Below are 25,288 nucleotides of genomic sequence, written 5' to 3' on the forward strand. Positions count from 1 at the left end.
TGCCCGAAGGCGTCCGCGTGCGCGTGCTGCGCCTTGTGCACGGCGACCCGCGCGCCGCCGTCGAACTCGCGGCGCGGCTGACCGACCGTCAGACGGTCGGCCTCGACCCGCTGCCGGCCGAACCCGTCGACCTCGCCCCCGAGATCCTGCGCGCCCACCGCCGGGAGGTCCGGGCCCTGCCCGACGACACCCGGCTGCTGCTCCTGCTGGCGGCCGCCGACCAGTACCCGGTGGCCACCCACGCCTTCCTGCGGGCCGTCGCCGCCGCCCGCCTCGACACCCGGCCCCTGGAGGCGGCCGAGGCGGCGGGCATCGCCTACGCCACGGCCGGAGGGGTCGGCTTCCGGGACGCCTGGACCCGGATCGCCGCCTACGAGACGGCCGTCCCCGCCGACCGGCGCGACGCGCACCGGCTGCTCGCCCGCGTCCTGCACGGCCCGGCGGAGACGCCCCGGCGGTCCTGGCACCGCAGTGCGGGCGCGCTCGGCCCCAGCGGGCGGCTCGCCGCGGAGTTGACGGCGGCCGCCGCCCAGGCCCGCGCCGCCGACGACCCGGCGCTGTCGGGCGCCCTCGCCGAACGGGCCGCCGCGCTCTGCACGGACCCCCGCGAACAGTCCCGCCGCCACGCCGAGGCGGCGGCCGACGCCTGGCACTCCGGCGACGGCGACCGGTCCCGCGCCCTGGCGGCCCGCACCGACGCAGACGCCCTCACCGGCCTCCTCGCCCTACGGACCGGGCACGCGGGGGAGGCGTTCGACGCGCTGCTGGCAGGGGCGACACGGGCGGCGCAGACGCAGGACGCGGGCGGCGCCGATGCCGCCGCCGCCCGGGTCCTGGCCCGGGCGGCCGAACCCGCGGCCCCCGTCGGCCACCTCCTCGCCCGCGCCGCGGAAGCCGCCGTCTACACCGGTGACCTGCGTCGATGTCGTGAGGCGGCGATCCTCGCCCGGCAGTCGGGCATCGACCCACCGGGTGTGCTGGGCGCGATGGCGGCGGCCGTCGACGGGCGCTACGAGGACGCGCGCGACCTGCTGGAGGCGACCGCCGGGCGGTGCGGACCGGGCGGTGACCCCACCCTCCTCGTGCACGCGGGCATCGCCGCCCTCATGCTCGGCGACCACACCCGCGCCGCCACCGCCACCGTCCGCGCGGCCGCCGCCGCCCGCGCCCGGGGCGTCACCCCCGCCGTGTCCCAGGCCCTGGAGTTCCGGGCCTACGCCGACTTCTGGACCGGTCGCCCGCGCGCCGCCGAGGCGGCCGCGCTGGACGCCCTGCGCCAGGCGTACGCCACCGGACAGGACAACGGGGCCTGCCATCTGCAGGCGGCCCTGGCGATGTTCGCCGCGCTCACCGGCGAGGCCGAGCTGTGCCGGGAGCGGGCTGCGGCCGCCCGCTCGTACGCCGTCGCCCACGGCCTGGGGCTGCCCGCCGCGCTGGCGCAGTGGGCGCTGGCCTTCCTCGACCTGGGCTTCGGCCGCTACGACGCCGCCGCGACCCGGCTCCGCGCGCTGGCCAACTCCGGCCCCGGCCACGGCCACCGGGCCATCCGCCATCTGGCCACCCCGCACTACGTCGAGGCCGCCGCCCGCACCGGCGACACCCGCATCGCCCGCGCCGCGCACGCCGACTACGACCGCTGGGCCCGCGCCGTCGACAGCCCCGACGACCTGGCCCTCAGCGCCCGCTGCCGGGCCCTGCTCACCCCGGGCGAAGACTCCCTCGCCCACTACCGCACCGCCCTCGACCTGCACGCCGACGGCACGCGTGCCTTCGAACGCGCCCGCACGGAACTGCTGTTCGGCAGCGCACTGCGCAGACTGCGTCGGCGCACGGAGGCCCGCGACCGGCTGCACAGCGCCCTGGAGGCGTTCGAGTCGTTCGACGCCCCGCACTGCGTCGAGGGCGCCCGCGCCGAGCTCCGCGCGCTCGGCGCCCCCGCCGCCTCCACCCGCGCCGGCGAACGCCCGACGACCCATCTGACCGCCCAGCAGCTCCTGGTCGCGCGCCTCGCCGCCGACGGCGCCACGAACCGCGAGATCGCCGCCCGCCTGGCCCTGAGCCCCCGCACCATCGACCACCACCTGCGAGGCGTCTTCACCCGCCTGGGCATCCGCTCCCGCATCGAACTCGTACGCCTGCTGGCCGAGGGGGACTGAGCGCTCCGCTGACCGTGTCGATATGCGGCTCCGCCGCGGGGCCGCGATGTGCCGTCGTTCCGCTGCCGCGCCCGCGCGGCGGAGCCGCAGATGTCAGCGCCCCGCGCCCCTTCTGGGCGCTGCCGACTTCGCCCGGCCCTAACGCGTCGCCCTCGCGCGGAACGCTTCCGCCTCCCACGTTCCGTCCAGCCGCGGCGCCAGCCAACTCGGGGCCGCGGTGCGGAAGTCGGCGGGCGGGAGGGCGCCGACCCCCGTGGGCAGCGCCCCCAGCAGCGGCGCTCCGGCCACCTCCGGCAGGTCCGCGACATTGCAACGGGACGCCAGGTCGGGGGAGTCGGGCCAGCCGCCGATGACGACACCGAACAACTCCACGCCCCGCGACCGCAGTTCACGGGCCGTCAGTTCCGTCGTGTTCAGCGTGCCCAGCCCCGCCGAAGCCACGAGCAGCACCGGCGCCCGCAGCGACTGCGCCGCGTCGGCCAGCGTCCCGCCCGTCTCGTCGAACCGCACGAGCAGCCCGCCGGCCCCCTCGACGAGCACCAGGTCGTGCTCCGCGGCCAGCTTCTGGGCCGCCTCCGCCACCTCGTACGGACGCACCGGCGCCAGGCCCGCCCGCCGGGCCGCCGTCGCCGGAGCCAACGGCTCGGGATAGCGGGCGAGTTCGGCCGTGGTGAGCGCGCCCGCGAGCCGCGCGACCTCCTCGGCGTCCCCGGGCTCGTCCGGCCGTACGCCGGTCTGCGCGGGCTTCAGCACCGCCACCGACCGGCCCGCCGCCAGCGCCGACGCGGCGACCGCGGCCGTCGCGACGGTCTTGCCGACCTCCGTGCCCGTTCCCGTGATCACCAGGATCGGCATGCTCATCCCTCCCGCGCCGCGGCGCACACCGCGCGCGCGATCCGTGCCACATCCGCGTCACCGGTGACATACGGCGGCATCGTGTATACGAGATCGCGGAACGGCCGCAGCCAGACGCCCTCGCGCACGGCGGCCTCCGTGGCCGCCTTCATGTCCACTTCATGGTCGAGCTGGACGACCCCGATCGCGCCCAGGACCCGGACGTCCCGCACCCCGGGGAGCTCCAGGGCGGGCGCCAGGCCGTCCCGCAGGCCCGCCTCGATCCGCTTGACCTCGGCGAGCCAGTCCTGCCCGAGCAGCAGCTCGATCGAGGCGCAGGCGACGGCCGCGGCGAGCGGGTTGCCCATGAACGTCGGGCCGTGCGCCAGCACCGGCACCTCGCCCCGCGAGATCCCGTCGGCCACCCGGGACGTGCACAGGGCCGCCGCCATGGTGAGATAGCCGCCGGTCAGCGCCTTGCCGACGCACATCACGTCCGGCGTCACCGCGGCGTGCTCCGCCGCGAACAGCGCGCCCGTGCGGCCGAACCCGGTCGCGATCTCGTCGAACACCAGCAGCACGTCGTGCGCGTCGCACGCCTCGCGCAGCACCCGCAGATAGGCGGGGGAGTGGAACCGCATCCCGCCGGCGCCCTGCACCACCGGCTCCACGATGACCGCGGCCAGCTCGTCGGCGTGCCGCTCGATCGCCGCCCGCAGCAGATCGGCGTACGCCTCCTCGTACTCGACCGGAGGCGGGTCCACGAAGACCTGCCGGGGCAGCACCCCGGTCCACAGGTCGTGCATCCCGCCCTCGGGGTCGCACACGGACATCGGCTGCCAGGTGTCGCCGTGGTAGCCGCCGCGCCAGGTCAGCAGCCGCTGCTTGGCCGGGCGGCCCAGCGAACGCCAGTACTGCAGGCACATCTTCACTGCGACCTCGACCGACACCGACCCCGAGTCGGCCAGGAAGACATGCTCCAGACCCTCGGGCGACATGTCGACAAGGAGCTTCGCCAGCCGTACGGCGGGCTCGTGGGTGAGCCCGCCGAACATCACATGACTCATCCGGCCCAACTGCTCGCGCACGGCCTCGTCGAGCACCGGGTGGCGGTAGCCGTGGATCGCCGACCACCACGACGACATGCCGTCGACCAGCTCGCCCGAGCCGTCCGCCAACCGCAGCCGGACCCCGCTCGCCGACTCCACGACGAGCGGGTCCACCCGGCCGGGCATCGGCCCGTACGGATGCCAGACGTGCCGCCGGTCGAGCTCCAGCAGCTCGGGGACGTCGAACGAGGGCAGCTCAGGCATTGGGCGCGAGGTCGGTGCCGGCGCCCCGACGGCGTACGGCGACCAGGTCCGTACGGGGCTCGCTCGCGGCCGGCGCGGCAGCGGCCGTCCCGCAGACACCGCCGCCCTCGTGCGATCCGCAGCCGCCCCCTTCGTGCGACCCGCACCCGCCGCCGGCGTGCGACCCGCAGCCGCCGCCCTCGTGGGACCCGCAGCTCGCGTCCGCCGCCACCCGGTGCTCCGGCAGCGTGACCTGCGCGGAGCCCTCCACCTCGAACCCGGCGTCCGCGATCATCTCCAGGTCGGCCTTGCCGGCCTGGCCCTCGGTCGTGAGGTAGTCGCCCAGGAAGATCGAGTTGGCCAGGTGCAGGGCGAGCGGCTGCATCGTGCGCAGATGGACCTCGCGGCCGCCCGCGATGCGCACCTCGACGTCCGGGCACACGAACCGCACCATCGCCAGGATCCGCAGACACCGCTGCGGGGTGAGGTTCCACTCCTTGGCCAGCGGGGTGCCGTCGACCGGGATGAGGAAGTTGACCGGCACCGAGTCCGGGTCCAGCTCGCGCAGCGAGAAGACGACGTCCACCAGGTCCTCGTCCGACTCGCCCATGCCGGCGATCAGACCCGAGCACGCCGACAGCCCGGCCGCGTGCGCCTTCTGGACCGTGTCCACCCGATCGGCGTAGGTGTGGGTGGTGGTGATCTCGCCGTAGGTCGACTCGGAGGTGTTCAGGTTGTGGTTGTAGGCGTCGGCGCCCGCCTCGCGCAGCCGCTCGGCCTGGCCGTCGGAGAGCAGCCCCAGACAGGCGCACACCTCGACGCCCTCGTTCTGGTCCTTGATCGCCTTGATGGTGCCCGCGACCCGGTCCACGTCCCGGTCCGTCGGCCCGCGCCCGGACGCCACCAGACAGACCCGCTTGGCCCCGCCCGCGAGTCCCGCCGCCGCGGCCTTGGAGGCCTCGTCGGGCTTGAGCCAGGTGTACTTGAGGATCCCGGCCGTCGAGCCGAGCCGCTGGGAGCAGTAGGAGCAGTCCTCGGGGCACAGCCCCGACTTGAGGTTGACGAGGTAGTTGAGCTTCACCCGGCGCCCGAACCACTGCCGGCGCACCCGGCCGGCCGCGGCCACCACGTCCAGCACGTCGTCGTCGGAAGTGGCCAGCACGGCCAGCGCTTCCTCGCGGGTCGGCAGCTCGCGCCGAAGCCCCTTGTCCACCAGCGTGTTCAGCAGGTCCATGAGAGCCGATCCTGTCCTACGGACCTCCTCCGGGCCAAGGTAGGGATCGCACAACACACCCGGTTCGACGTGTGGGTATTGCCACACCGTGGGTGGGCGGCCGGGCCGCTAGGGTCTGTCCGCTACCTACAAAATCCCCGGAGGACCCATGGCGTTCGGCTGGATCGACGAGCAGGCGGAGCTGCGCCGCCGGGCCGGACTCGTACGGACGTTGCGGCCCCGCCCGGCCGACTCGCCGCTCCTCGATCTCGCGAGCAACGACTACCTGGGCCTGGCCCGCCATCCCGAGGTCGTCGAGGGGGCCGCGGCGGCCGCCCGGGCCTGGGGCGGCGGCTCGACCGGCTCCCGGCTCGTCACCGGCACCACGGAGCTGCACGGCGAGCTGGAGCGGGAGCTCGCGGAGCACTGCGGGTTCGAGGCGGCGCTGGTCTTCTCCTCCGGGTACGCGGCCAACCTCGCCGCGGTCACCGTGCTGGCCCCGCACGGCTCGCTGATCGTCTCCGACGCGGGCAACCACGCCTCGCTCATCGACGGCTGCCGGCTGGCCCGCGGCGCCACCCAGGTCGTCGGGCACGCCGACCCGGACGCGGTGCGCAAGGCCCTCGCCACCCACGAGGGACCGGCCGTGGCCGTCTCCGACACCGTCTTCTCGGTCGACGGCGACGCCGCCCCGCTGGCCGCCCTCGCGGCCGTCTGCCGGGAGCACGGCGCCGGACTGGTCGTCGACGACGCCCACGGCCTCGGCGTGCTCGGGGACGGCGGACAGGGCGCTCCCTACGCGGCGGGTCTCGCGGGCGCCGACGACGTCGTCGTCACGGTCACGCTGTCCAAGTCGCTCGGCAGCCAGGGCGGCGCCGTGCTGGGTCCCGCGCGCGTGATCGACCACCTGGTGAACGCGGCCCGCACGTTCATCTTCGACACGGGACTGGTGCCGGCGGCGGCGGGCGCGGCCCTGGCGGCGCTCCGGCTGCTGCGCAGGGAGCCGCAGCGGGCGCCACGCGCACGTGCGGTGGCGGGCGAGCTGCACGCGCGCCTGACGGCCGCGGGCCTGGAAGCGGTGCGTCCGGACGCCGCGGTCGTCTCCGTGCGTGCACCGTCCCCGGAGGAGGCCGTGCAGTGGGCGGCGGACTGCCGGTCGGCAGGCCTGGCCGTCGGTTGCTTCCGACCTCCCTCCGTGCCCGACGGCATCTCACGCCTCAGGCTGACCGCCCGGGCGAATCTCTCCGGGGCCGAGCTGGAACGCGCTGTACGGGTGATCGGCGAGACGCGACCATGAGTCGGCGTGACACGGCCGTGGGTCGCCGCTGACTGGTGGGTCGGTCACCGCTGACTGGTGCGCCGACTACTGCGGTGCGGTCAGTGCAACGCGGCTGTGAAACCCGTCCAGCTCTCGGGGGAGAAGAGCAGGGCGGGTCCGGCCGGGTCCTTGGAGTCGCGTACGGCGAGCAGACCGGCCCAGGGGCCTGCGGCCGGCCGGGCCGTCTCGACGCAGTTGTTCGCTCCCGTGCTGTAGCTGCTGCGCAGCCACCGCACATCCGGGAGACGGTCGGGATCGGTGCTGGAAGGTACGTTCCGCGGTACTGCGGACATGGTGCCTCCTTACGCGCCGCCTGCTATCGCGGCGATGTATTCCGATGAGTCCCCGGGCGAAAGGGCATACGCCCGAAGGGCGTTGAAGGCCTCGGTGTAGGCCTCGAGGTGTTCTTTCCGTTCGAGATAGAGGCTACTCGTCAAGTGGTCGAGAACAACCACATCCAGATCAGAAGTGCGCGAAAATGAGAAGATAACGAAAGGCCCGGTTACGCCGATATGCGCCCCGGCGGCGAACGGAAGAACCTGCAGCCGCACTTGGGGCAGTCGGGCGGCCTCCACGAGCCGACCGAGCTGCTGCGCCATCACCTCGGGCCCGCCCACCTCCCGCCGCAGCACCGCCTCGTCCAGCACCGCGCTCAGCTCCAGCGGCGGCTGCGCGCGCAGCACGTCCTGCCGGGCCAGTCGCACCTCGACCAGTGTGTCGAGCTGGTCCTCCGTGACGCCCTCCACCGCGGCCCTGGTCACCGCACGGGCGTACTCGGGCGTCTGCAGCAGCCCCGGTACCACACTCGTCTCCAGTGTGCGCATCGCGCTCGCCTGGGACTCCAGGCTGATGAAGTCCCGGTAGGTGGGCGGCAGCACCCCGCGGTAGGCGTGCCACCAGTGGTCCCGGCCGCCGCTGCCGTCGGTGCCGGCCAATGCCAGCATCAGCTCCCGCAGTTGCGGATCGGCCACCCCGTAGGCGTCGAGGAGTAACCGCACATCGGCCGGTTTTGACCCACTGGTGCCTGTCTCGATACGGCTCACCTTGGACTGGTGCCAGCCCACGAGCCGGGCGGCCTCACCACTGGTGAGGCCCGCCTGGGCGCGCAGATTGCGCAGTTCGGCGCCCAGCTTCCGGCGGCGCACCGCGGGTCCGTGCTGCATGGGCTCCTCCTTACTCCTTACGGGCCGTCCAAATACGCTCTGCCGTCGCAGAGTTCACCGCATTGAGCGACAGATATATGCATATCTTGGTGGATCGCCACCCGTGACCGGTGCGGTAATGGCAGTCTGGCGAAGAAGCACCAGTCCGGGACCGTACTCGAACCATCCGCTCCGTGTCGGACCCCGGTCCCGTGGGAAAGGGACGACGTCGCCATGGCAGATCACCTGGAAGCATCCGTCACTCTGCCGAGCGATCCCGCCTCGGTCTCCACAGCCCGCGGTTTCGTGGCCGGCACCCTCGGAGAATGGGGTCTGCCGGCGGACACGGAGGCGGCCGACACCATCCGGCTGATCGTCTCGGAACTCACCACCAACGCCGTACAGCACACCTTCGGGCAGTCACCCACCTTCAGGGTGGACCTCGTCCTCGACCGTGACGAACACTTGCGCATCGGTGTCACCGACAGCCACCCGCGCTTCCCCAAACGACTGCCGGCCGCCGTCCAGCAGGACAACGGCCGAGGCATGGTGATCATTCGCTGGCTGACCGCGGAGTGCGGCGGCAGGCTCAGAGTGCGGCCCACCCGGGAGGGCGGCAAGACGGTCACCGTCGAGCTCCCGTGGACGGCCGCGGCGACGGAACCGGTGGCCGGAGCCCTGGCGGCCCAGGCGGCCCCGGCGGAGGGCGAGACCCCGGGGCGATGACGGCGCGTCAGGACGCCGGCACCGCCCCGGGAGGCTCAGCGGGCCCGATGGCTCAACGGACCCGGCCGTACCAGACGCTCTTGGTCCAGATCTTCTGCAGCTTCACCACGTCTCCGGTCTTCGGCGAGTGCCAGATCTTGCCGTTACCCGCGTAGATCCCGACGTGGTACACGTTCGAACCCGAGTGGAAGAAGACCAGGTCGCCTGCCTTGCGGCTCGACGCCGAGATGTGCTTGGTCTTGTTGTACTGCTGGGCCGCCGTACGGGGCAGGCTCTTGCCCGCCTTCTTGTACGAGTACAGCGTCAGCCCCGAGCAGTCGAACCTCTTCGGCCCGATCGCCCCGTACTTGTACGGTGCACCCTTCTTGGAGGCCGCGATCTGGAGCGCCTTCGTCGCCGGTGTGGCGGCCGCGGCGTCCGAGGCGAGCCCCGGGACCACGACCGTGCCGCCCACGGCGGCGATGGCGAACGCCGAGGCCGTACCGGCCCGGGCCATGAGCGACGGGACACGATTGAGCGCAGTCATGCGCAACCCTTCGTCAGCCGCCTGTGAAGGATGACCTGTCGGATTCGGGCTGACAAAGTTGCCCGGCCGCGACTGCGGCTTCACCCCAAGGGCTGCTCGACCCGGCCATGGCGTGACCGTTCCGGCGACCCGTCGTGCTTGGGTCCTCCACTCCTGCCGATGCACTTCTGTCGACCGGGCATCCGGGCGGCGGCAGGACTCGGCGTCCGCCCGGACCGCCCCGCCGCTTGTGGCGGGGGCTTGTCGTCAGTCAGGGATCTTGGCTCACTCATGTCCGAAAATCCCAACGGAACCGGGGATTTGTGGGGTTACTCACCACTCACCCGTTCAGGTGGACACCCTGATGGTCGATCAGGTGTCAAGGATGCCAAAGGGCCCCGGACCAGCACCGGAGCCTTTTCCTCCGCCCGAAAAGAGCGCTTTCGCGCAACTTCGGCGAGCGGGAAAAGAAGTGGTCGCTACGCCGAACGGAGGTAACCCGTCTGGTCCGTTTCAACTCCGGTCCGGACGCCGCGTTCGGGGCGCGCGCCGCCCGGACCGGAGCGCGGTCCGCGTCGGCCGTCGGGTCGAGGGCCGGGTCAACTGTCGGAGAGCGGAGGCACCGTGACGCGCGCCGTTCGACGCTCCCCGTCCAGGACGCGCAGCGCCCGCGCGAGCGTCGGCGCGTGGAACTCGCTCTCGCCCCGCTGGTGCATCAGCGTCAGCGCGTCGCGCAGTGCGGTCGCCTTGGCCACCAGCGCCTGGGCCGCGCGCAGTCCGCGGTAGGTGTCCCCGTGGTGGGCGGGGTTGATCCGGCCGAGCAGGTCGACCACGTCCAGATAACCGTCGATCAACTCGGCCTCGGCGCGCGTCAGGGCGGGCAGCGGCGGCAGTTCGGGAACCATCGGCGACTCACCTCCCGCCCTGTGTGCCGGCCGAGGCCTTGCGGCTGGGGATGATCCCGTCCACCAGGCCGTACTCCAGGGCCTCCTGGGCGGTGAGGGTCCTGTCCCGCTCGATGTCCGCGGTCACCTGCTCCGGCGTCCGCCCGGTGTGCCGTGCGAGCATCTCCTCCAGGCTCGCCCGGGTGCGGGCCAGTTCCTCCGCCTGGATCGCGAGATCGTCGGCCTGGCCCTCGACGGGCCCGGGCAGCGACGGCTGGCGGATCGTCATCCGCGCCCCCGGCAGCGCGAACCTCTTGCCCGGCGTGCCGGCCGCGAGCAGCACCGCGGCGGACGAGTCCGCCCGGCCCAGGCAGGTCGTCTCCACATCGCAGGCGACGAAGCGGATCGTGTCGTAGAGGGCCGTCATCGCGCTGAACGAGCCGCCGGGGGAGTTGATGTACAGCGCGATGTCCCGGTCGGGGTCCTTGTGCTCCAGGTACATGAACTGGGCCGTCACGTCGTTCGCCGAGATGTCGTCGATCGGCGTCCCGAGAAAGACGATCCGCTCCTCCAGCAGCTTCGAGTACGGATCCATCGTCCGGTGCCCGAAGCTCGTGCGCTCGGTGAACTCGGGCAGGACATGGCGGGCGGACGGTCGGTTCATCGTGCCCCCTCCTTCGATGTCTGACGGTGTCCGTCGGTATCTGTCGGTGTCTGTCGGTGTCTGTCGACGTCTGCCGACGTCTGTAAAAAATGTACAGGACGTACGTGACGTTACAATGGGGTCATGGCCTACGAGATTCCGGTGACGCAAGCCAGGGCTGAGCTCGCCGACCTGATCAACCGCGTGGTGTACGGCGGTGAGCGCGTCGTCGTGACACGGCACGGCAAGCCCCTCGTCGCCCTCGTCTCCGCTTCCGACCTGGAGCGACTCGACGATCTGGACCGGCCCGCCGAGGAGCCGGTGATCAGCTCGGTCTCCGCCGTCCGCGAGGTCGCGTCCGCTCCTCGCGAACAGCAGCGGTTCGGGATCGCCGCGGAACACCGGGGCCCGAACCCGAGGTGACACCCGAGGCGGCAACCGGCGCGGCCCCAGAGGCGACCTCCGGGACGGCCTTCGGGACGGCATCCGAGGCGGCCTTCGGGACGGCCCTCGTGCCGTATACATCACAGCTCGGTTAACTTGTTCGAAATGCGGTCCAACTAGCCTGCCCGTCCATGCCACCAGGGGCTTTTCCCCGTGGCCGCGGCAACCGGGCCCCGCACGGTCCGGAGCGAGGATGTGAGGTGGGACGTGCAACTGACCCCGCACGAGCAGGAGAGGCTGCTGATCCACGTGGCGGCCGACGTCGCCGAGAAGCGCCGGGCCCGTGGACTCAAGCTCAACCACCCGGAGGCCGTGGCCCTCATCACGTCGCACATCCTCGAAGGCGCGCGTGACGGCCGTACGGTCGCCGAGCTGATGTCCTCCGGCCGCAAGATCCTCACCCGCGACGACGTCATGGACGGCATCCCCGAGATGATCCACGACGTGCAGGTCGAGGCCACCTTCCCGGACGGCACCAAGCTCGTCACCGTCCATGACCCGATCGTCTGAGGGGGCCGCGATGATTCCCGGAGAGATCCTGTTCGCGGACGAGCCGGTCGTCTACAACGAGGGCCGTGAGGTCACCCGGCTCACCGTGCTCAACGCCGCCGACCGGCCGGTCCAGGTCGGCTCCCACTACCACTTCGCCGAGGCCAACCCGGGCCTGGAGTTCGACCGCGCCGCCGCGCGCGGCAAACGGCTGAACGTCGCCGCCGGCACCGCCGTGCGCTTCGAGCCCGGGCTCCCCGTCGACGTCGAACTCGTCCCCCTCGCCGGCGCCCGTGTCGTGCCCGGTCTGCGCGGGGAGACCGGAGGTGCCCTCGATGCCTGAGATCTCGCGTGCCGCGTACGCCGACCTGTTCGGCCCGACGACCGGCGACCGCATCCGGCTCGCCGACACCGACCTGCTGATCGAGATCGAGGAGGACCGCTGCGGCGGCCCCGGTCTGGCCGGCGAGGAGGCGGTCTTCGGCGGCGGCAAGGTCATCCGTGAGTCGATGGGACAGTCCCGCGCTACGCGCGCAGACGGCACGCCCGACACCGTCATCACGGGCGCGGTCGTCGTCGACCACTGGGGTGTGGTGAAGGCCGACGTCGGCATCCGCGACGGGCGGATCACCGGCATCGGCAAGGCGGGCAACCCCGACACGATGGACGGCGTCCACCCGGACCTGGTGATCGGCCCGGAGACCGAGATCATCGCCGGCAACGGGCGGATCCTGACGGCTGGCGCGGTCGACGCGCACGTCCACTTCATCTGCCCCCAGATCGCCGACGAGGCGCTGTCCGCGGGCGTCACGACGCTGGTCGGCGGCGGCACCGGGCCCGCCGAGGGCTCGAAGGCGACCACCGTGACGCCCGGCCCGTGGCACCTCGCCCGGATGCTGGAGGCGATGGAGCAGTACCCGCTGAACATCGGCTTCCTCGGCAAGGGCAACACCGTCTCGCACGAGGCGATGCTGTCGCAGATCCGGGGCGGGGCGCTGGGCCTGAAGCTGCACGAGGACTGGGGCTCGACCCCGGCCGTCATCGACGCCTCGCTGACCGTCGCCGACCGGACGGGCATCCAGGTCGCCATCCACACGGACACCCTCAACGAGGCCGGGTTCGTGGGCGACACGCTCGGCGCGATCGCAGGACGCGGCATCCACGCGTACCACACCGAGGGCGCGGGCGGCGGACACGCGCCGGACATCATGACCGTCGTCTCCGAGCCGCATGTGCTGCCGAGCTCGACCAACCCGACGCGGCCGTACACGGTGAACACCGCCGAGGAACACCTCGACATGCTGATGGTGTGCCACCACCTCAACCCGGCGGTCCCGGAGGACCTCGCCTTCGCCGAGTCCCGGATCCGCCCCTCGACGATCGGGGCGGAGGACATACTCCACGACCTCGGCGCGATCTCGATCATCTCCTCCGACGCCCAGGCCATGGGCCGGGTCGGTGAGGTCATCCTGCGGACCTGGCAGACCGCGCACGTGATGAAGCGGCGCAGGGGCGCGCTGCCGGGCGACGGCCGGGCGGACAACCACCGCGTACGCCGCTACATCGCCAAGTACACGATCAACCCGGCGCTCGCACAGGGGCTGGCCCGCGAGATCGGCTCGATCGAGGGCGGCAAGCTCGCCGACCTGGTGCTGTGGGAGCCGGCGTTCTTCGGCGTCAAGCCGCACCTCGTCATCAAGGGCGGACAGATCGCCTACGCGCAGATGGGCGACGCCAACGCGTCGATCCCGACCCCGCAGCCGATCCTGCCGCGCCCGATGTTCGGCGCGATCGGCCGCGCCCCGGCCGCCAACTCGTTCAACTTCGTGGCACCGCTGGCGATCGAGGACGGGCTGCCGGAGCGGCTGCAGCTGGGCAAGAGGTTCGTCGCCATCGAGTCCACGCGCGCGGTGACCAAGGCGGACATGCGGGAGAACGACGCCCGGCCGCGCGTCCAGGTCGACCCCGACAGCTTCGCCGTGCACATCGACGGCGAACTGGTCGAGGCGACTCCGGCGGCCGAACTCCCCATGGCCCAGCGCTACTTCCTGTTCTGAGGGTTGTGACGGCTGTGAAGGCATCGATGTGACAAGGGCAGCACTTCTCGTCCTGGCCGACGGCCGCTTCCCCGCCGGAGGGCATGCGCACTCCGGCGGGGCGGAGGCGGCGGTGAAGGCGGGCCGGATCACCGGCGCGGTCGACCTGGCGGCCTTCTGCCGGGGGCGGTTGCACACGGCGGGACTGGTGGCGGCGGCGCTGGCCGCGGCGGCGGCCGCCGGGGCGGACCCGGCGGAGCTGGACGCGGCGGCGGACGCCCGCACGCCGTCCCCGGCGCTGCGGGCGGCCGCACGGAAACTGGGCCGGCAGCTGATGCGGGCCGCCCGGGCGACCTGGCCGAGCGCCGAACTCGACGCCGTGGCACGGGAGTTCCCCAAAGGGGCGCATCAGCCGGTGGTGTTGGGGCTGACGGCGCGGGCGGCCGGCCTCGGCGCTGAGGACGCGGCGTACTGCGCGGTCTACGAGAGCGTGAGCGGACCGGCCACGGCCGTGGTGCGGTTGCTGAGCCTCGACCCGTTCGAGGCGACCGCGGTACTGGCCCGGCTGGCGCCGGAGCTGGACCGGGTGGTCGACCGGGCGGTGTCCGCGGGGGCGGCCGTCCCGGCCGCCGGGGTCGATGCTCTGCCTGCGGCGTCGGCGCCCTTGCTGGAGATCGGCGCGGAGGTGCACGCCGCCTGGCCGGTGCGGCTGTTCGCCTCGTGAGTTTTCTCGCCCCCGCCGCCCCTTCCCTTCCCGACCCTGGGGGCTCTGCCCCCAGACCCCCGTTCGGCCCCGAAAGGGCCTCGTCCTCAAACGCCGGACGGGCTGAAAGAGTTAGGAGCCGTTAGCCATGCATCTCGACCACACCCACGACGGTCCCGCCGCCGTCAGCGCCGACGCCCGTCGTCCCGACGGCAGTCGCCGTGCTCTGCGGATCGGGCTCGGTGGGCCCGTCGGGTCCGGGAAGACCGCGACCGTGGCCGCGCTCTGCCGCGCGCTGCGGGACGAGCTGTCGCTCGCCGTCGTCACGAACGACATCTACACACGGGAGGACGCCGAGTTCCTGCTGCGGGAGGCCGTGCTGCCGCCCGAGCGGATCACGGCCGTCGAGACGGGCGCCTGCCCGCACACCGCGATCCGGGACGACATCTCCGCGAACCTCGAAGCGGTGGAGGACCTGGAGGACGAGGTCGGGCCGCTGGACCTGATCCTCGTCGAGTCCGGCGGGGACAACCTCACCGCCACCTTCTCCAAGGGGCTCGTCGACGCGCAGATCTTCGTGATCGACGTCGCCGGCGGGGACGACATCCCGCGCAAGGGCGGCCCCGGCGTCACCACCGCCGATCTGCTCGTCGTCAACAAGACCGACCTCGCGCCGTACGTCGGCTCCGACCTCGCCCGGATGGCCGCCGACGCCAAGGCCCAGCGTGCCGAACTGCCGGTCGTCTTCCAGTCGTTGCGGAGCGAGGGCGGGGTCGCGGACGTCGCCGCGTGGGTGCGGGCGCAGTTCGCCGGCTGGACGGCGTGACATGAGCGGCGTGCACGCCACCGCGCGGATCGGGGCGAGGCGCGACGGGCGTGGGGGGACCGCCCTCCCGGTGCTCGAGAGCGACGGGCCGCTCGCGCTGCGGCGCACCCGGGGAACGGACGGCGAGGCACGGGTCATGCTCGTCGGGGCGATGAGCGGACCCCTCGGCGGTGACCGGTTCGCCGTCGAGGCGGACGTCGAGAGCGGCGCCCGGCTGCGGGTGGGCTCGGCCGCCGCCACCATCGCGCTCCCCGGTCAGATGAAGGAGGAGGCCCACTACGACGTACGCCTCACCGTCGCCGACGGCGGCGAACTGCACTGGCTGCCCGAGCCGTTGATCTCGGCGCAGGGCAGCGACCTGTTCCTCACCACCCGGGCGGACCTGGCCGCCGGCGCCCGGCTGGTGCTGCGCGAGGAGCAGGTCCTCGGGCGGGTGGGGGAGGAGCCCGGCAGGCTCACCGGCCGGCTGGTCGTGCGGGTCGCCGGGCGGGTCGTGCTCGACCAGGAACTGGCCTGCGGACCGGGCGCGCCCGGCGGCTGGGACGGGCCGGCGGTGCTCGCGGGACACCGTGCCGTGGGACAAGTCGTCGTCGTGCGGCCGGAATTCGCCGAACAGCCGGTGACCGCCCAGGTCTTCGGGGAGCACGCCTGCGTCATGCCGTTGGCCGGGCCCGCCGCCCTCGTCACGGCTGTCGCGGCCGACGGGCTGCGGTTGCGGCGCGTACTGGACGAAACGCTCATCGCGCTCGATATCCGGTGAGCGGTATCCCCCTCTCCGGTTATCGGATTGGCAAAGAAGGTCAACGACACCTGTTCTCAGGCGGCTCACAGCCGAAAGGATCCCCCTGCTGACATGACCAGGCAGTAACCAGGCAGGGGGAGGGCCCACTTGAGGGACATACGACCGAACAAGCGCACCGCCGCGCTCGGCTCGGCAGGCGTACTCGTCACCGCCGCGCTGATCGCCGGCGCCGTCGCGGCGCCCACGGCGAGCGCGACCAGCGGCCGTTCGGGACAGGACCGCGAGGCTCGGGGCGCCGCCATCGCCGCCGAGCGCGCCGCGAAGGCGGGCATCGACTGGCAGGACTGCCCGGCCGACTGGGGCCTGGAGAAGCCGATCCAGTGCGGCTGGGTCACCGTGCCGCTCGACTACGCCAAGCCCAACGGCAGGCAGATCAAGCTCGCCGTCGACCGCATCGGCAACACGGGCACGCCCGCGGAGCGCCAGGGCGCGCTCGTCTACAACCCCGGCGGCCCCGGCGGCTCCGGGCTGCGCTTCCCGCGCCGGGTCGTCACCAAGGCCCCCGTCTGGGCCAACGTGGCCAAGGCCTACGACTTCGTGGGCTTCGACCCGCGCGGTGTCGGCCACTCCGCGCCCATCTCCTGCGCCGACCCGCAGGAGTTCGTCAAGGCGCCCAAGGCCGACCCCGTCCCGGACAGCGAGGCCGACAAGCTCGCCCAGCGCAAGCTCGCCCGTGAGTACGCGCAAGGGTGCGCCGAGCGCACCGGCAAGGCCGTGCTCGCGCAGATGACCACGCCGAACACCGTTCGCGACCTGGACGTCATCCGCGCCGCCCTCGGTGAGCAGAAGCTCAACTTCCTGGGCGTCTCCTACGGCACCTACCTCGGTGCCGTCTACGGCACCATGTTCCCGGGCCACCTGCGCCGCATGATCGTCGACAGCGTGGTCAACCCCTCCCGCCAGAAGATCTGGTACGAGGCCAACCTCGACCAGGACGTCGCCTTCGAGGGCCGGTGGAAGGACTGGCAGGACTGGATCGCCGCCAACGACGCGACCTTCCACCTCGGCACCACCCGCGCCGCCGTCCAGGCCAAGTGGCTCGAACTGCGCGCCACCGCGAAGAAGAACCCCATCGGCGGGGTCGTCGGCCCGGCCGAGCTGATCGGCTTCTTCCAGAGCGCCCCGTACTACGACTCCTCGTGGATCCCGGTCGCCACCGTCTTCAGCCGGTACTTCGCCGGGGACACCCAGGCCCTCGTCGACGCGGCCGCTCCCGACCTGAGCGACACGGCCGGCAACATCGCCTCGGAGAACGGCAACGCCGTCTACACGGCCGTCGAGTGCACCGACGCCAAGTGGCCCACCAGCTGGAAGAAGTGGGACCGGGACAACACCGCGCTCCACAAGGACTACCCGTTCATGACCTGGGCCAACGCATGGCTCAACCTGCCCTGCGCCACCTGGCCGGTCCAGCAGCAGACTCCGGTGAACGTCAAGACGGCCAAGGGTCTGCCGCCGGTGCTGATCGTGCAGTCCGAGCGGGACGCGGCCACCCCCTACGAGGGCGCCGTCGAACTGCACCAGCGCTTCAAGGGCTCCCGCCTGATCACCGAGAAGGACGCCGGCTCCCACGGCGTGACCAGCCTGGTCAACACCTGCATCAACACCCGGGTGGACGCCTACCTCCTCACCGGCAAGCTGGACGCCGAGGACGTGACCTGCACACCGCACGCCACGCCGAAGCCGTAGTCACGGCCGCGGACGGGTAGCACAGCGGAGGGGCGGCCGGATCGATCCGGCCGCCCCTCAAGCATTCTGACGGTTCGTCACCGCGACGGCAGTCGCGGGAACCTGCGTTCCTTCTCCGGCTTCTCGGCCGCCTTGGCCGCTGCCTTGGCCGCGGTCTCCTCCGCCTTGGCGACGGCCGCGTACTGGTCCACGTACTCCTGCTCGGACAGGGTCAGGATCGCGTACATGATCTCGTCGGTGATCGCGCGCAGCACCGCCTTCTCGTTCTCCATGCCGAGGTAGCGGGAGAAGTCGAGGGGCTTGCCGAAGCGGATCACCACGGGGTGCAGGGTCGGGATCACCTTGCCGGGCGGCTGTGCCTCGAAGGTGCCGATCATCGCGCAGGGGATCACCGGCACCTGGGCCTTGAGGGCCATCACCGCGACGCCGACCTTGCCCTTGTAGAGCCGGCCGTCGTGCGAGCGGGTGCCCTCCGGGTAGATGCCGAGCAGTTCGTCCTTGCTCAGCACCCCGAGGCCCTCGCGGATCGCGGCCTGGCCCGCGTCCTTGCCGGAGCGGTCGACCGGGATCTGACCCGCGCTGTGGAAGAAGGCCGCGGTCAGCCGGCCCTTGAGGCCGGGACCCGTGAAGTACTCGGCCTTCGCGAGGAACGTGATGCGGCGCTTGAGGATCGCGGGCATCAGGAAGTGGTCCGAGAACGAGAGATGGTTGCCCGCGACGATGGCCGCTCCCGTGTCCGGCACATGCTCCAGGCCCTCTATTCGGGGTCGGAAGAGCAGTCTCAGCAGCGGTCCCAACACCACGTATTTCAGGAGGTAGTAGAACAAGGGAGTCGCTCCTCAAGTCCGGCGGATCGGCTCTTCGCCGTGTTCCAGCAGGTCAACCGGCATGGTGTGGGGTGTCAGTGTAGGGGCAGGCGGCGACGGCCGAAACCGTGCCGACGCGGCCCCACGACGGCTCCCGGCCGTCGCCGCCGTCACAGCCGTACGACGACGAGGGCCGTGTCGTCGGTTGCGCCGCCGGGCGGCAGAAGCTCCAACAGGACGGCGTCGGCCAGGGTTTCGGGGTTGTCCTCCCGGTGCCGGGCGAGGGCGTCGGCGAGGCGGCCCACGCCCGTGTCGATGTCCTCGTGCCGCCGTTCCACCAGTCCGTCGGTGTACAGGGCGAGGGTGGCGCCGTCGGCGAAGGCGGTGCGCGCCTGCGGGCGGGGGACCGGGGTGGGGCGGGCGTCCAGCGGGGGGTCGGTGGCCCGGTCGAGGAACTCCACGCGGCCGTCGGCGTGCACCAGGACGGGCGGGGGATGCCCGGCGCTGCTGTAGGTGATGGTGTGGTGGTCGAAGTCGATGAACGTGGTGACCGCGGTGGCCGACTCGGCGCCGTCCACGACATGTGCGTACCGCCCGAGGACGTTCAGCGCCTCGGCCGGGCCCGCGGCCACCCGGGAGGCCGCGCTGAGCGCGCTGCGCAGCTGGCCCATCACCCCGGCGGCCTCCAGACCGTGTCCGACGACGTCGCCGACCGAGACGCCGATGCGGTTGCCGCCGACGAGGTCGACCAGGTCGTACCAGTCCCCGCACACATTGAGCGCGCCGACCGCCGGCCGGTAGCGCACGGCCGCCCGGTGGTGGCCCACCTGGCGGCGGGCGGGCAGCATCGCCTCCTGCAGGGCGAGGGCCACCTCGCGCTCCCGGGCGTGGGCCAGCCGCAGCCGCTCGTTGAGCTCCTGGAGCTCACGGGCGCGGGTGTACAGCTCGGCCTCCAGGACGCGCCCCCGGCTGCCCGCTGGCGATCCGTTCCCGCCCGCCCCGCGGCCGCCGCGGGCCCGGATCAGCTCGGTGATCTCCTCGACGCGGTGCACCAGCAGCACCACCGAACCGTCGGGGCCGTACACCGGCGCGTTGACCGGGCTCCAGTAGCGCTCCTCCCACTCGCCGGGCTGCTCGGCCGACTCGACGTCGTAGCGCTGCAGCGCCATGGTGTCCCGGTCGCCGGTGGCCAGGACCCGCCGCAGCGAGGCCTCCAGGTTGCGCATGCCGCTCGCGGCCTTGTCGTCGGGGTTGTCGGGGAAGACGTCGAAGAGGTGCCGGCCGATCATCTGCTCGCGCTTGCGGCCCGACACGCGCAGGAACTCCTCGTTGGCGTCCGCGTACCGCAGCTCGGGCGTCAACAGCGCCACCATGCCCGGCAGGGCCTGGAACACCGCCGCGTAGTCGATCGCCGTGTCGTTCATGGCTAGCGCCCCATCTGCCGGTTTTGCCATATTTTCTCACGTGAGGTGATGTGAGGGGGCTCGCCTGTCACACGCCGGGGTCCGCGAGCGACTGCTCGGCCCAGATGACCTTCCCCTCGCCGAGGAAACGGGTGCCCCACCGCTGGGTGACCTGGGAGACCAGCAGCAGCCCGCGGCCGCCCTCGTCGGTGGCGCGCGGATGGCGCAGATGGGGTGCGGTGGCGCCGCCGTCGAAGACCTCGCAGACCAGCGTGCGCCCGCGGATCAACCGGAGCCGGATCGGCCCGGTGGCATAGCGGATGGCATTGGTGACCAGCTCGCTGACGACCAGCTCGGTGGTGAACGACAGCTCGGCGAGTCCCCATTCCGCCAGTCGCAGGCTCGCGGTCTTGCGGGCCTCGGCGACCGCCGCGGGATCGGCGGGCAGCTCCCAGTCGGCGACCCGGTCGGCGGCCAGCCGGTGGGTCCGGGCCATCAGCAGGGCCACATCGTCGTGCGGACGGTCCGGGACGAGGGCGTCGATGACCGCCCGGCAGCTCAGCTCCAGCGTGTCCGCCGACCGCTCCAGGGCCCGCCGCAGCCGTGCCCGGTCGGTGTCCAGCGCCCAGTTCTCGCCCTGGGCCAGCAGCCCGTCCGTGTGCAGCGCGAGCGTGCTGCCCTCCGGCAGGGTCACCTCCGTCGACTCGAACGGCGGCCCGCCCGAGCCGAGCGGCGACGTCCGGGGCAGTTCGACGAAGTGCACGGTGCCGTCGGGCAGGACCACGGCCGGGGCGGGCTGCCCGGCGGCGGCCATCGTGCACCGCCCGTCGACGGGGTCGTAGACGACGTACACGCACGCGGACCCGACGGCCTGCGTCCCGTCGGTCCGGGGCTGCGCCTCCTGGGCCACCCCCTCCTCGTGGTCCATCCGGGCGACCAGGTCGTCGAGGTGCGCGAGGATCTCCTCGGGCGGCAGGTCCAGGGCGGCGAGGGTACGCACCGCGGTGCGCACCCGGCCCATGGCCGCGGCGGCATCGATGCCGTGCCCGGGCACCTCGCCGACCACCAGGGCCACCCGGGCCCCGGACAGCGGGATCAGGTCGTACCAGTCCCCGCCGAGGCCGGTCAGCTCGTCGGCCGGCCGGTAGCAGGCGGCCACCTCGACGGCGTCCTGTTCGGGCAGCCGGCGGGGGAGCAGGCTGCGCTGCAGCACCAGAGCCGCGTCGCGCTCGCGGGTGTACCGGCGGGCGTTGTCCACGCAGACGGCCGCCCGTGAGACGAGGTCCTCGGCCAGGGCCAGATCGTCCTCGTCGAAGGGCTCGCGCCGGTCGCCGCGCAGGAACGTGGTGACGCCCAGGGTGGCGCCGCGCGCCCGGACCGGCACGATCAGGGCGCTGGGCCGCTCGGACCCGGCGGGCGGGTCCGCCACCCACTCCATGCCGAGAGCGTCCGGCGGGTCGAGCCGCTCGACCCGCCAGGGCCGCCCGCCGACCAGAGCGCGCACCGGAGGCGAACCGGCCCGGTAGGCGACCGCAGGGGTGCCGGTCGGCGCCTCGGGCCCGTCGGCCGTCCGCCGGCCCGCCCTGCGCAGCGTGACGGAGCCCTCGGGGCCGTCCGCCGCCTGCCCGGGCGCGGGCTCCGCGCCCCGCAGCACCGGCTCCAGCAGGTCCACGGTGACGACGTCGGCGAACTCCGGCACCGCCACGTCCGCCAGCTCCTGCGCGGTCCGCGCGATGTCCAGGCTGCGGCCGATGTGCCGGCCGGCCCGGTCGAGCAGGGCGAGCCGCTGCCGGGCGCGATGCCGTTCGGTCATGTCCACGACCGTGTAGTAGACGCCCATCGGGCTGCCGTGGTCGTCGTCCAGCCGGGTGAACGACAGCATGTGCGCCGTCTCCCGGTGCGGCGCGGCCTGAACGTGCCCCAGGTGCTCGTACCCGACGACCGTCTCGCCGCTCTCCAGCACCTGCTGCATCTGCGCCTCGACGGCCTCGGAGTCGAGCCCCGGCTGCACATCGGCCAGCCGCAGCCCCAGCCGGTGCTCGGGCGGGCCGCCGCCGAACCGGGAGAGGGCCGCGTTCGACCACACATAGCGCAGGTCGGTGTCCACGATCGCTATGCCGATCGGGGAGCCGGCGACCATCTGCTCCAGCATCGACCGGCTCATGTTCCAGCCGGGGGCGTCGCCCATCTCGTTCATCAGCACCAGCCAGCGCGCCGGGCCGCCGGGCTCGTGCGCCGAGGTGATCCGGGCCATGACCGGGATCGCCCGGCCGTCCATCCGGCGGGCCGACAGCAGTCCCGCCCAGCCGCCCTCCCGACGGCACCGCTCGAGGACGTCCGGCAGCCGCGCGGCGTCCGCGTGGGTGAGCAGCCCGGCCAGGGACCGGCCCACGGCCTCGGTGGCCGGATACCCCAGCAACCGCTCGGCGTCCCTGGTCCAGCTCGTGACCGCGCCCCCTGCGTCGAGCAGCAGGGGCGCGGTGTCCGCCACGTCGAACCGCCGGCGGGCAACGTCGTCCTCGTCGTGTGTGCCCACGGTCGACCTCTCTGTCGCTGAGAGTGGTCTACCACCTCCTGACCCAATCTTCACCCTGCCTGCACGACAGCGGCTGAGCCACCCGGGAGTCCGGCCGGGGCGACCGACCGCCGTACCCGGCCGGATCCGGGGTGACGGCGGGTCCGTCAGGCCCCCTGGGCCAACACCCTCTCCAACGCGGCCAGCGCCGCGCCCAGTTCCTCGCCGGTGATGGTCAGCGGCGGCGCCAGCCGGATCGTCGAGCCATGGGTGTCCTTGACCAGGACGCCCTCCCGCATCAGCCGCTCGCTCACCTCCCGGCCGGTGCCGACGGCCGGGTCGACGTCCACGCCCGCCCACAGTCCGCGCGCCCGGAAGCCGACGACGCCCTTGCCGACCAGCCCGGTCAGCCCGTCCCGCAGGACGACGCCCAGCTCGGCCGCCCGGCGCTGGAACTCGCCCGTCTCCAGCAGCTCCACCACCGCCGTGCCGACCGCGGCGGCCAGCGGATTGCCGCCGAACGTCGACCCGTGCTCGCCCGGCCGCAGCACGGACAGCACCTCGCGCCGGGCCACCACCGCCGACACCGGCACGATCCCGCCGCCCAGCGCCTTGCCGAGCAGCAGCACATCGGGCACGACCCCTTCGTGCTCCAGGGCCAGCGTCCGCCCGGTGCGCCCGAGCCCGGACTGGATCTCGTCCGCCACGAAGAGACAGTCCGCCCGCCGGGTCAGCTCCCGCACCCCGGCGAGATAGCCGTCGTCGGGGATGACGACGCCCGCCTCGCCCTGGATCGGTTCGATCAGCACGGCGGCCGTGGTCTCGTCGACGGCCCGCTCCAGCGCGGCCAGGTCGTTGTACGGGACGACCCGGAAGCCCGGCGTGAACGGCCCGAAGCCGGCCCGGGCCGTCTCGTCCGTCGAGAAGCTCACGATGGTCGTCGTACGGCCGTGGAAGTTGTCGGCCGCGACCACGATCGTCGCCCGGTCGGCCGGGACGCCCTTCACCTCGTACGCCCACTTGCGGGCCACCTTGACCGCGCTCTCGACCGCCTCCGCGCCGGTGTTCATCGGCAGGACCATGTCCAGGCCGGTCAACTCCGCGAGCCGCTCGGCGAACTCGGCGAGGCGGTCGTTGTGGAAGGCGCGGGAGGTCAGCGTGAGCCGGTCCAGCTGGCGGTGGGCCGCCTCGATCAGCAGGGGGTGGCGGTGGCCGAAGTTGAGGGCCGAGTAGCCGGCCAGCATGTCGAGATAGCGGCGGCCCTCGACGTCCTCCACCCAGGCGCCCTCGGCGCGCGCGACGACCACGGGCAGCGGATGGTAGTTGTGCGCGAGGACCGGACCCTCGGCGCGGATCAGCTCGTCGGACGAGCGCGCGGAGTCGGCGGCGGACGAACGCGGGGGGACGACGGGCGCGGTCATGAGCGGATCTCCTGGGTGCAGCACTTGATGCCGCCGCCGGCTTTGTGGAACTCCGACAGGTCGACGGGGACAGGAAGGTAGCCGTGCTCGCCGAGCCGGGCGGCGAGCGCCTCGGCCTGCGGCGCGATGAAGACATGGCGGCCGTCGGAGACGGAGTTCAGCCCGAACGCCAGCGCGTCGTCCCGGGTCGCCAGCACGGCGTCCGGGAACAGCCGGGCCAGCACCTCGCGGCTGCCGGGCGAGAACGCCTCCGGGAAGTACGCGATGTTCTCCTCGTCCAGCACGAACAGCGCCGTGTCCAGGTGGTAGAAGTGCGGGTCGACCAGGGTCAGGCTGATCACCGGATGGCCGAAGAACTCCTGCGCCTCGCGGTGCGCGTCCCGGGTGGTCCGGAACCCGGTGCCGGCCAGCATGTACCGGCCCGTCCACACCAGATCGCCCTCGCCCTCGCAGACGGACTCGGGCCGGTACACCTCGTACCCGGCCGCCTTGAACCAGGTGTCGTAGTGCACGGACTCACCACGCCGCTCGGGCGCGTGGAACAGGGAGCCGAAGACCCGGCCGCCGACGACGACCGCCGAGTTCGCGGCGAAGACCATGTCGGGCAGACCGGGCGCCGGCTCCACGGTGTCCACGGTGTGGCCGTGGGCCTCATAGGCGCTGATCAGCGCCTGCCACTGACCCCGGGCGAGATCGATGTCGACCGGGGTGTCGGGATGCATCCAGGGATTGATCGCGTACTGCACGGCGAAGTGTCTGGGTTCGCAGACGAGAAAGCGCCGAGAGCGCCGCACACGGGAATCGGGCACAGAGGGGTTCCTCCGCTTCCAACGGTGTCGACTGAGGGTTGACACCACGGTACGAAGCGGGAGATACGCTCGACAAGGAACAAGAGCTGCGTGTCCACGCAGCAATCCTGCGTCTTTCCCCGTCTCAACGCACGTCTGGTGCGGCCTGTGTCGCTCCCGCCTCCGGACTCTCCGGCAGCAGATGCGACAGCACCATCACGCTGATCGTCTTCCGGATGAACGGCTCGGCCCGGATCCGCTCCAGCACGTTCTCGAAGTGCTCCACGTCCCGCGCCCGCACGTGCAGCAGCGCGTCCGCCCCGCCCGTCACCGTCATCGCCGCGGTGATCTCCGGATGGTTGCGCACCACCTCCGCCAGCCGCCTGGGGGGCGCGGCGCCCTCGCAGTACACCTCCACGTACGCCTCCGTGCGCCAGCCCAGCGCCGACGGCTGCACGGTGGCCGTGAACCCCGTGATCACCCCGGTCTCCCGCAACCGGTCCACCCGGCGCTTCACGGCCGTCGAGGACAGGCCCACGGCCGTGCCGATCTCGGCGAAGCTCGTCCGGGCGTTCGCCATCAGAGCAGTGATGATCTTCCGGTCCAGCTCGTCGAAAGGGGCGGTCGCGCTGTTCATGCGGGCACTGTATCCA

The 25,288-nt window shown here is 72.7% G+C and carries 25 protein-coding genes and 1 riboswitch; of the genes, 11 read left to right on the forward strand and 14 right to left on the reverse strand.

Annotation, left to right across the window (positions count from 1 at the left end):
• Positions 1-17: 17 nt before the first annotated feature.
• Positions 18-2,156 carry a helix-turn-helix transcriptional regulator gene (locus ABZ725_RS45995; RefSeq protein WP_358808339.1) on the forward strand — a complete coding sequence of 713 codons (2,139 nt, stop codon included), beginning with the start codon at positions 18-20 and terminating at the stop codon, positions 2,154-2,156.
• A gap of 138 nt (positions 2,157-2,294) precedes the next feature.
• On the opposite strand, the gene bioD is transcribed toward ABZ725_RS45995, so the two are convergent.
• From bioD to bioB, 3 genes are read right to left on the reverse strand one after another with little or no spacing between them, the layout of a single operon-like run.
• Positions 2,295-3,011, reverse strand: coding sequence for a dethiobiotin synthase (gene bioD, locus ABZ725_RS46000; protein WP_358808433.1), 717 nt, complete (start codon positions 3,009-3,011; stop codon positions 2,295-2,297).
• A gap of 2 nt (positions 3,012-3,013) precedes the next feature.
• Positions 3,014-4,303: an adenosylmethionine--8-amino-7-oxononanoate transaminase gene (locus ABZ725_RS46005; RefSeq protein WP_351910585.1), complete on the reverse strand. Its 1,290-nt coding sequence runs from the start codon at positions 4,301-4,303 to the stop codon at positions 3,014-3,016.
• Entirely contained in the window at positions 4,296-5,516 is a 1,221-nt protein-coding gene (bioB, locus tag ABZ725_RS46010) for a biotin synthase BioB (RefSeq protein WP_358808340.1), read from the reverse strand. The genes ABZ725_RS46005 and bioB overlap by 8 nt, the downstream gene beginning before the upstream one ends.
• A 148-nt stretch (positions 5,517-5,664) precedes the next feature.
• On the opposite strand from bioB, the gene ABZ725_RS46015 reads away from it, so the two are divergent.
• Positions 5,665-6,792 carry an 8-amino-7-oxononanoate synthase gene (locus tag ABZ725_RS46015; RefSeq protein ID WP_358808341.1) on the forward strand — a complete coding sequence of 376 codons (1,128 nt, stop codon included), beginning with the start codon at positions 5,665-5,667 and terminating at the stop codon, positions 6,790-6,792.
• 80 nt (positions 6,793-6,872) lie between these two features.
• Here the strand turns inward: ABZ725_RS46015 and ABZ725_RS46020 are convergent, their stop codons facing one another.
• Together ABZ725_RS46020 and ABZ725_RS46025 are read right to left on the reverse strand one after the other, a co-directional pair.
• Positions 6,873-7,106, reverse strand: coding sequence for a DUF397 domain-containing protein (locus ABZ725_RS46020; RefSeq protein ID WP_358808342.1), 234 nt, complete (start codon positions 7,104-7,106; stop codon positions 6,873-6,875).
• A 9-nt stretch (positions 7,107-7,115) separates the two neighbouring features.
• Entirely contained in the window at positions 7,116-7,976 is an 861-nt protein-coding gene (locus tag ABZ725_RS46025; RefSeq protein WP_358808343.1) for a helix-turn-helix transcriptional regulator, read from the reverse strand.
• Between the two features lie 213 nt (positions 7,977-8,189).
• On the opposite strand from ABZ725_RS46025, the gene ABZ725_RS46030 reads away from it, so the two are divergent.
• Positions 8,190-8,681 (forward strand): ATP-binding protein, encoded by a 492-nt coding sequence (locus ABZ725_RS46030; protein WP_358808344.1) that lies wholly within the window; start codon positions 8,190-8,192, stop codon positions 8,679-8,681.
• A 52-nt stretch (positions 8,682-8,733) separates the two neighbouring features.
• On the opposite strand, the gene ABZ725_RS46035 is transcribed toward ABZ725_RS46030, so the two are convergent.
• From ABZ725_RS46035 to ABZ725_RS46045, 3 genes are all read right to left on the reverse strand, one after another.
• The gene (locus ABZ725_RS46035; protein WP_358808345.1) at positions 8,734-9,207 is read right to left on the reverse strand and encodes a C40 family peptidase; all 474 of its coding nucleotides are present in this window, start codon (positions 9,205-9,207) and stop codon (positions 8,734-8,736) included.
• Between the two features lie 3 nt (positions 9,208-9,210).
• Positions 9,211-9,406: riboswitch (cyclic di-AMP (ydaO/yuaA leader) on the reverse strand.
• Between the two features lie 379 nt (positions 9,407-9,785).
• On the reverse strand, positions 9,786-10,091 hold the full coding sequence (locus tag ABZ725_RS46040) for a hypothetical protein (protein ID WP_358808346.1): 306 nt from the start codon (positions 10,089-10,091) through the stop codon (positions 9,786-9,788).
• 7 nt (positions 10,092-10,098) lie between these two features.
• Positions 10,099-10,734 (reverse strand): ATP-dependent Clp protease proteolytic subunit, encoded by a 636-nt coding sequence (locus ABZ725_RS46045; RefSeq protein ID WP_358808347.1) that lies wholly within the window; start codon positions 10,732-10,734, stop codon positions 10,099-10,101.
• 123 nt (positions 10,735-10,857) lie between these two features.
• On the opposite strand from ABZ725_RS46045, the gene ABZ725_RS46050 reads away from it, so the two are divergent.
• From ABZ725_RS46050 to ABZ725_RS46085, 8 genes are all read left to right on the forward strand, one after another.
• Positions 10,858-11,136, forward strand: coding sequence for a type II toxin-antitoxin system Phd/YefM family antitoxin (locus tag ABZ725_RS46050; protein ID WP_358808348.1), 279 nt, complete (start codon positions 10,858-10,860; stop codon positions 11,134-11,136).
• 228 nt (positions 11,137-11,364) lie between these two features.
• A complete protein-coding gene (locus tag ABZ725_RS46055; protein ID WP_168506700.1) occupies positions 11,365-11,667 on the forward strand; it encodes an urease subunit gamma in 303 nt (100 codons plus the stop codon).
• Between the two features lie 10 nt (positions 11,668-11,677).
• Positions 11,678-11,989, forward strand: coding sequence for an urease subunit beta (locus ABZ725_RS46060; RefSeq protein WP_358808349.1), 312 nt, complete (start codon positions 11,678-11,680; stop codon positions 11,987-11,989).
• On the forward strand, positions 11,982-13,703 hold the full coding sequence (locus ABZ725_RS46065) for an urease subunit alpha (protein ID WP_358808350.1): 1,722 nt from the start codon (positions 11,982-11,984) through the stop codon (positions 13,701-13,703). Before ABZ725_RS46060 ends, ABZ725_RS46065 begins: the two co-directional genes overlap by 8 nt.
• A 28-nt stretch (positions 13,704-13,731) precedes the next feature.
• Entirely contained in the window at positions 13,732-14,406 is a 675-nt protein-coding gene (locus ABZ725_RS46070) for an urease accessory UreF family protein (RefSeq protein ID WP_358808351.1), read from the forward strand.
• A 127-nt stretch (positions 14,407-14,533) separates the two neighbouring features.
• Entirely contained in the window at positions 14,534-15,211 is a 678-nt protein-coding gene (gene ureG, locus ABZ725_RS46075) for an urease accessory protein UreG (protein ID WP_358808352.1), read from the forward strand.
• Position 15,212: 1 nt separating this feature from the next.
• On the forward strand, positions 15,213-15,971 hold the full coding sequence (locus ABZ725_RS46080) for an urease accessory protein UreD (RefSeq protein WP_358808353.1): 759 nt from the start codon (positions 15,213-15,215) through the stop codon (positions 15,969-15,971).
• Positions 15,972-16,100: 129 nt separating this feature from the next.
• A complete protein-coding gene (locus ABZ725_RS46085) occupies positions 16,101-17,702 on the forward strand; it encodes an alpha/beta hydrolase (RefSeq protein WP_358808354.1) in 1,602 nt (533 codons plus the stop codon).
• Positions 17,703-17,779: 77 nt separating this feature from the next.
• On the opposite strand, the gene ABZ725_RS46090 is transcribed toward ABZ725_RS46085, so the two are convergent.
• From ABZ725_RS46090 to ABZ725_RS46115, 6 genes are all read right to left on the reverse strand, one after another.
• Complete coding sequence (locus tag ABZ725_RS46090; protein ID WP_358808355.1) at positions 17,780-18,529, reverse strand: lysophospholipid acyltransferase family protein; 750 nt, start codon at positions 18,527-18,529, stop codon at positions 17,780-17,782.
• Positions 18,530-18,678: 149 nt separating this feature from the next.
• Entirely contained in the window at positions 18,679-19,932 is a 1,254-nt protein-coding gene (locus ABZ725_RS46095) for a SpoIIE family protein phosphatase (RefSeq protein ID WP_358808356.1), read from the reverse strand.
• A 67-nt stretch (positions 19,933-19,999) separates the two neighbouring features.
• A complete protein-coding gene (locus tag ABZ725_RS46100; protein ID WP_358808357.1) occupies positions 20,000-22,447 on the reverse strand; it encodes a SpoIIE family protein phosphatase in 2,448 nt (815 codons plus the stop codon).
• A gap of 146 nt (positions 22,448-22,593) precedes the next feature.
• Positions 22,594-23,847 (reverse strand): ornithine--oxo-acid transaminase, encoded by a 1,254-nt coding sequence (gene rocD / locus ABZ725_RS46105; protein ID WP_358808358.1) that lies wholly within the window; start codon positions 23,845-23,847, stop codon positions 22,594-22,596.
• On the reverse strand, positions 23,844-24,656 hold the full coding sequence (ddaH, locus tag ABZ725_RS46110) for a dimethylargininase (protein ID WP_358808359.1): 813 nt from the start codon (positions 24,654-24,656) through the stop codon (positions 23,844-23,846). Before ddaH ends, rocD begins: the two co-directional genes overlap by 4 nt.
• 124 nt (positions 24,657-24,780) lie before the next feature.
• A complete protein-coding gene (locus tag ABZ725_RS46115) occupies positions 24,781-25,272 on the reverse strand; it encodes an Lrp/AsnC family transcriptional regulator (RefSeq protein WP_351910542.1) in 492 nt (163 codons plus the stop codon).
• Between the last annotated feature and the right edge of the window lie 16 nt (positions 25,273-25,288).

This window comes from Streptomyces sp. NPDC006872, assembly GCF_040635845.1.
Classification (GTDB): domain Bacteria; phylum Actinomycetota; class Actinomycetes; order Streptomycetales; family Streptomycetaceae; genus Streptomyces.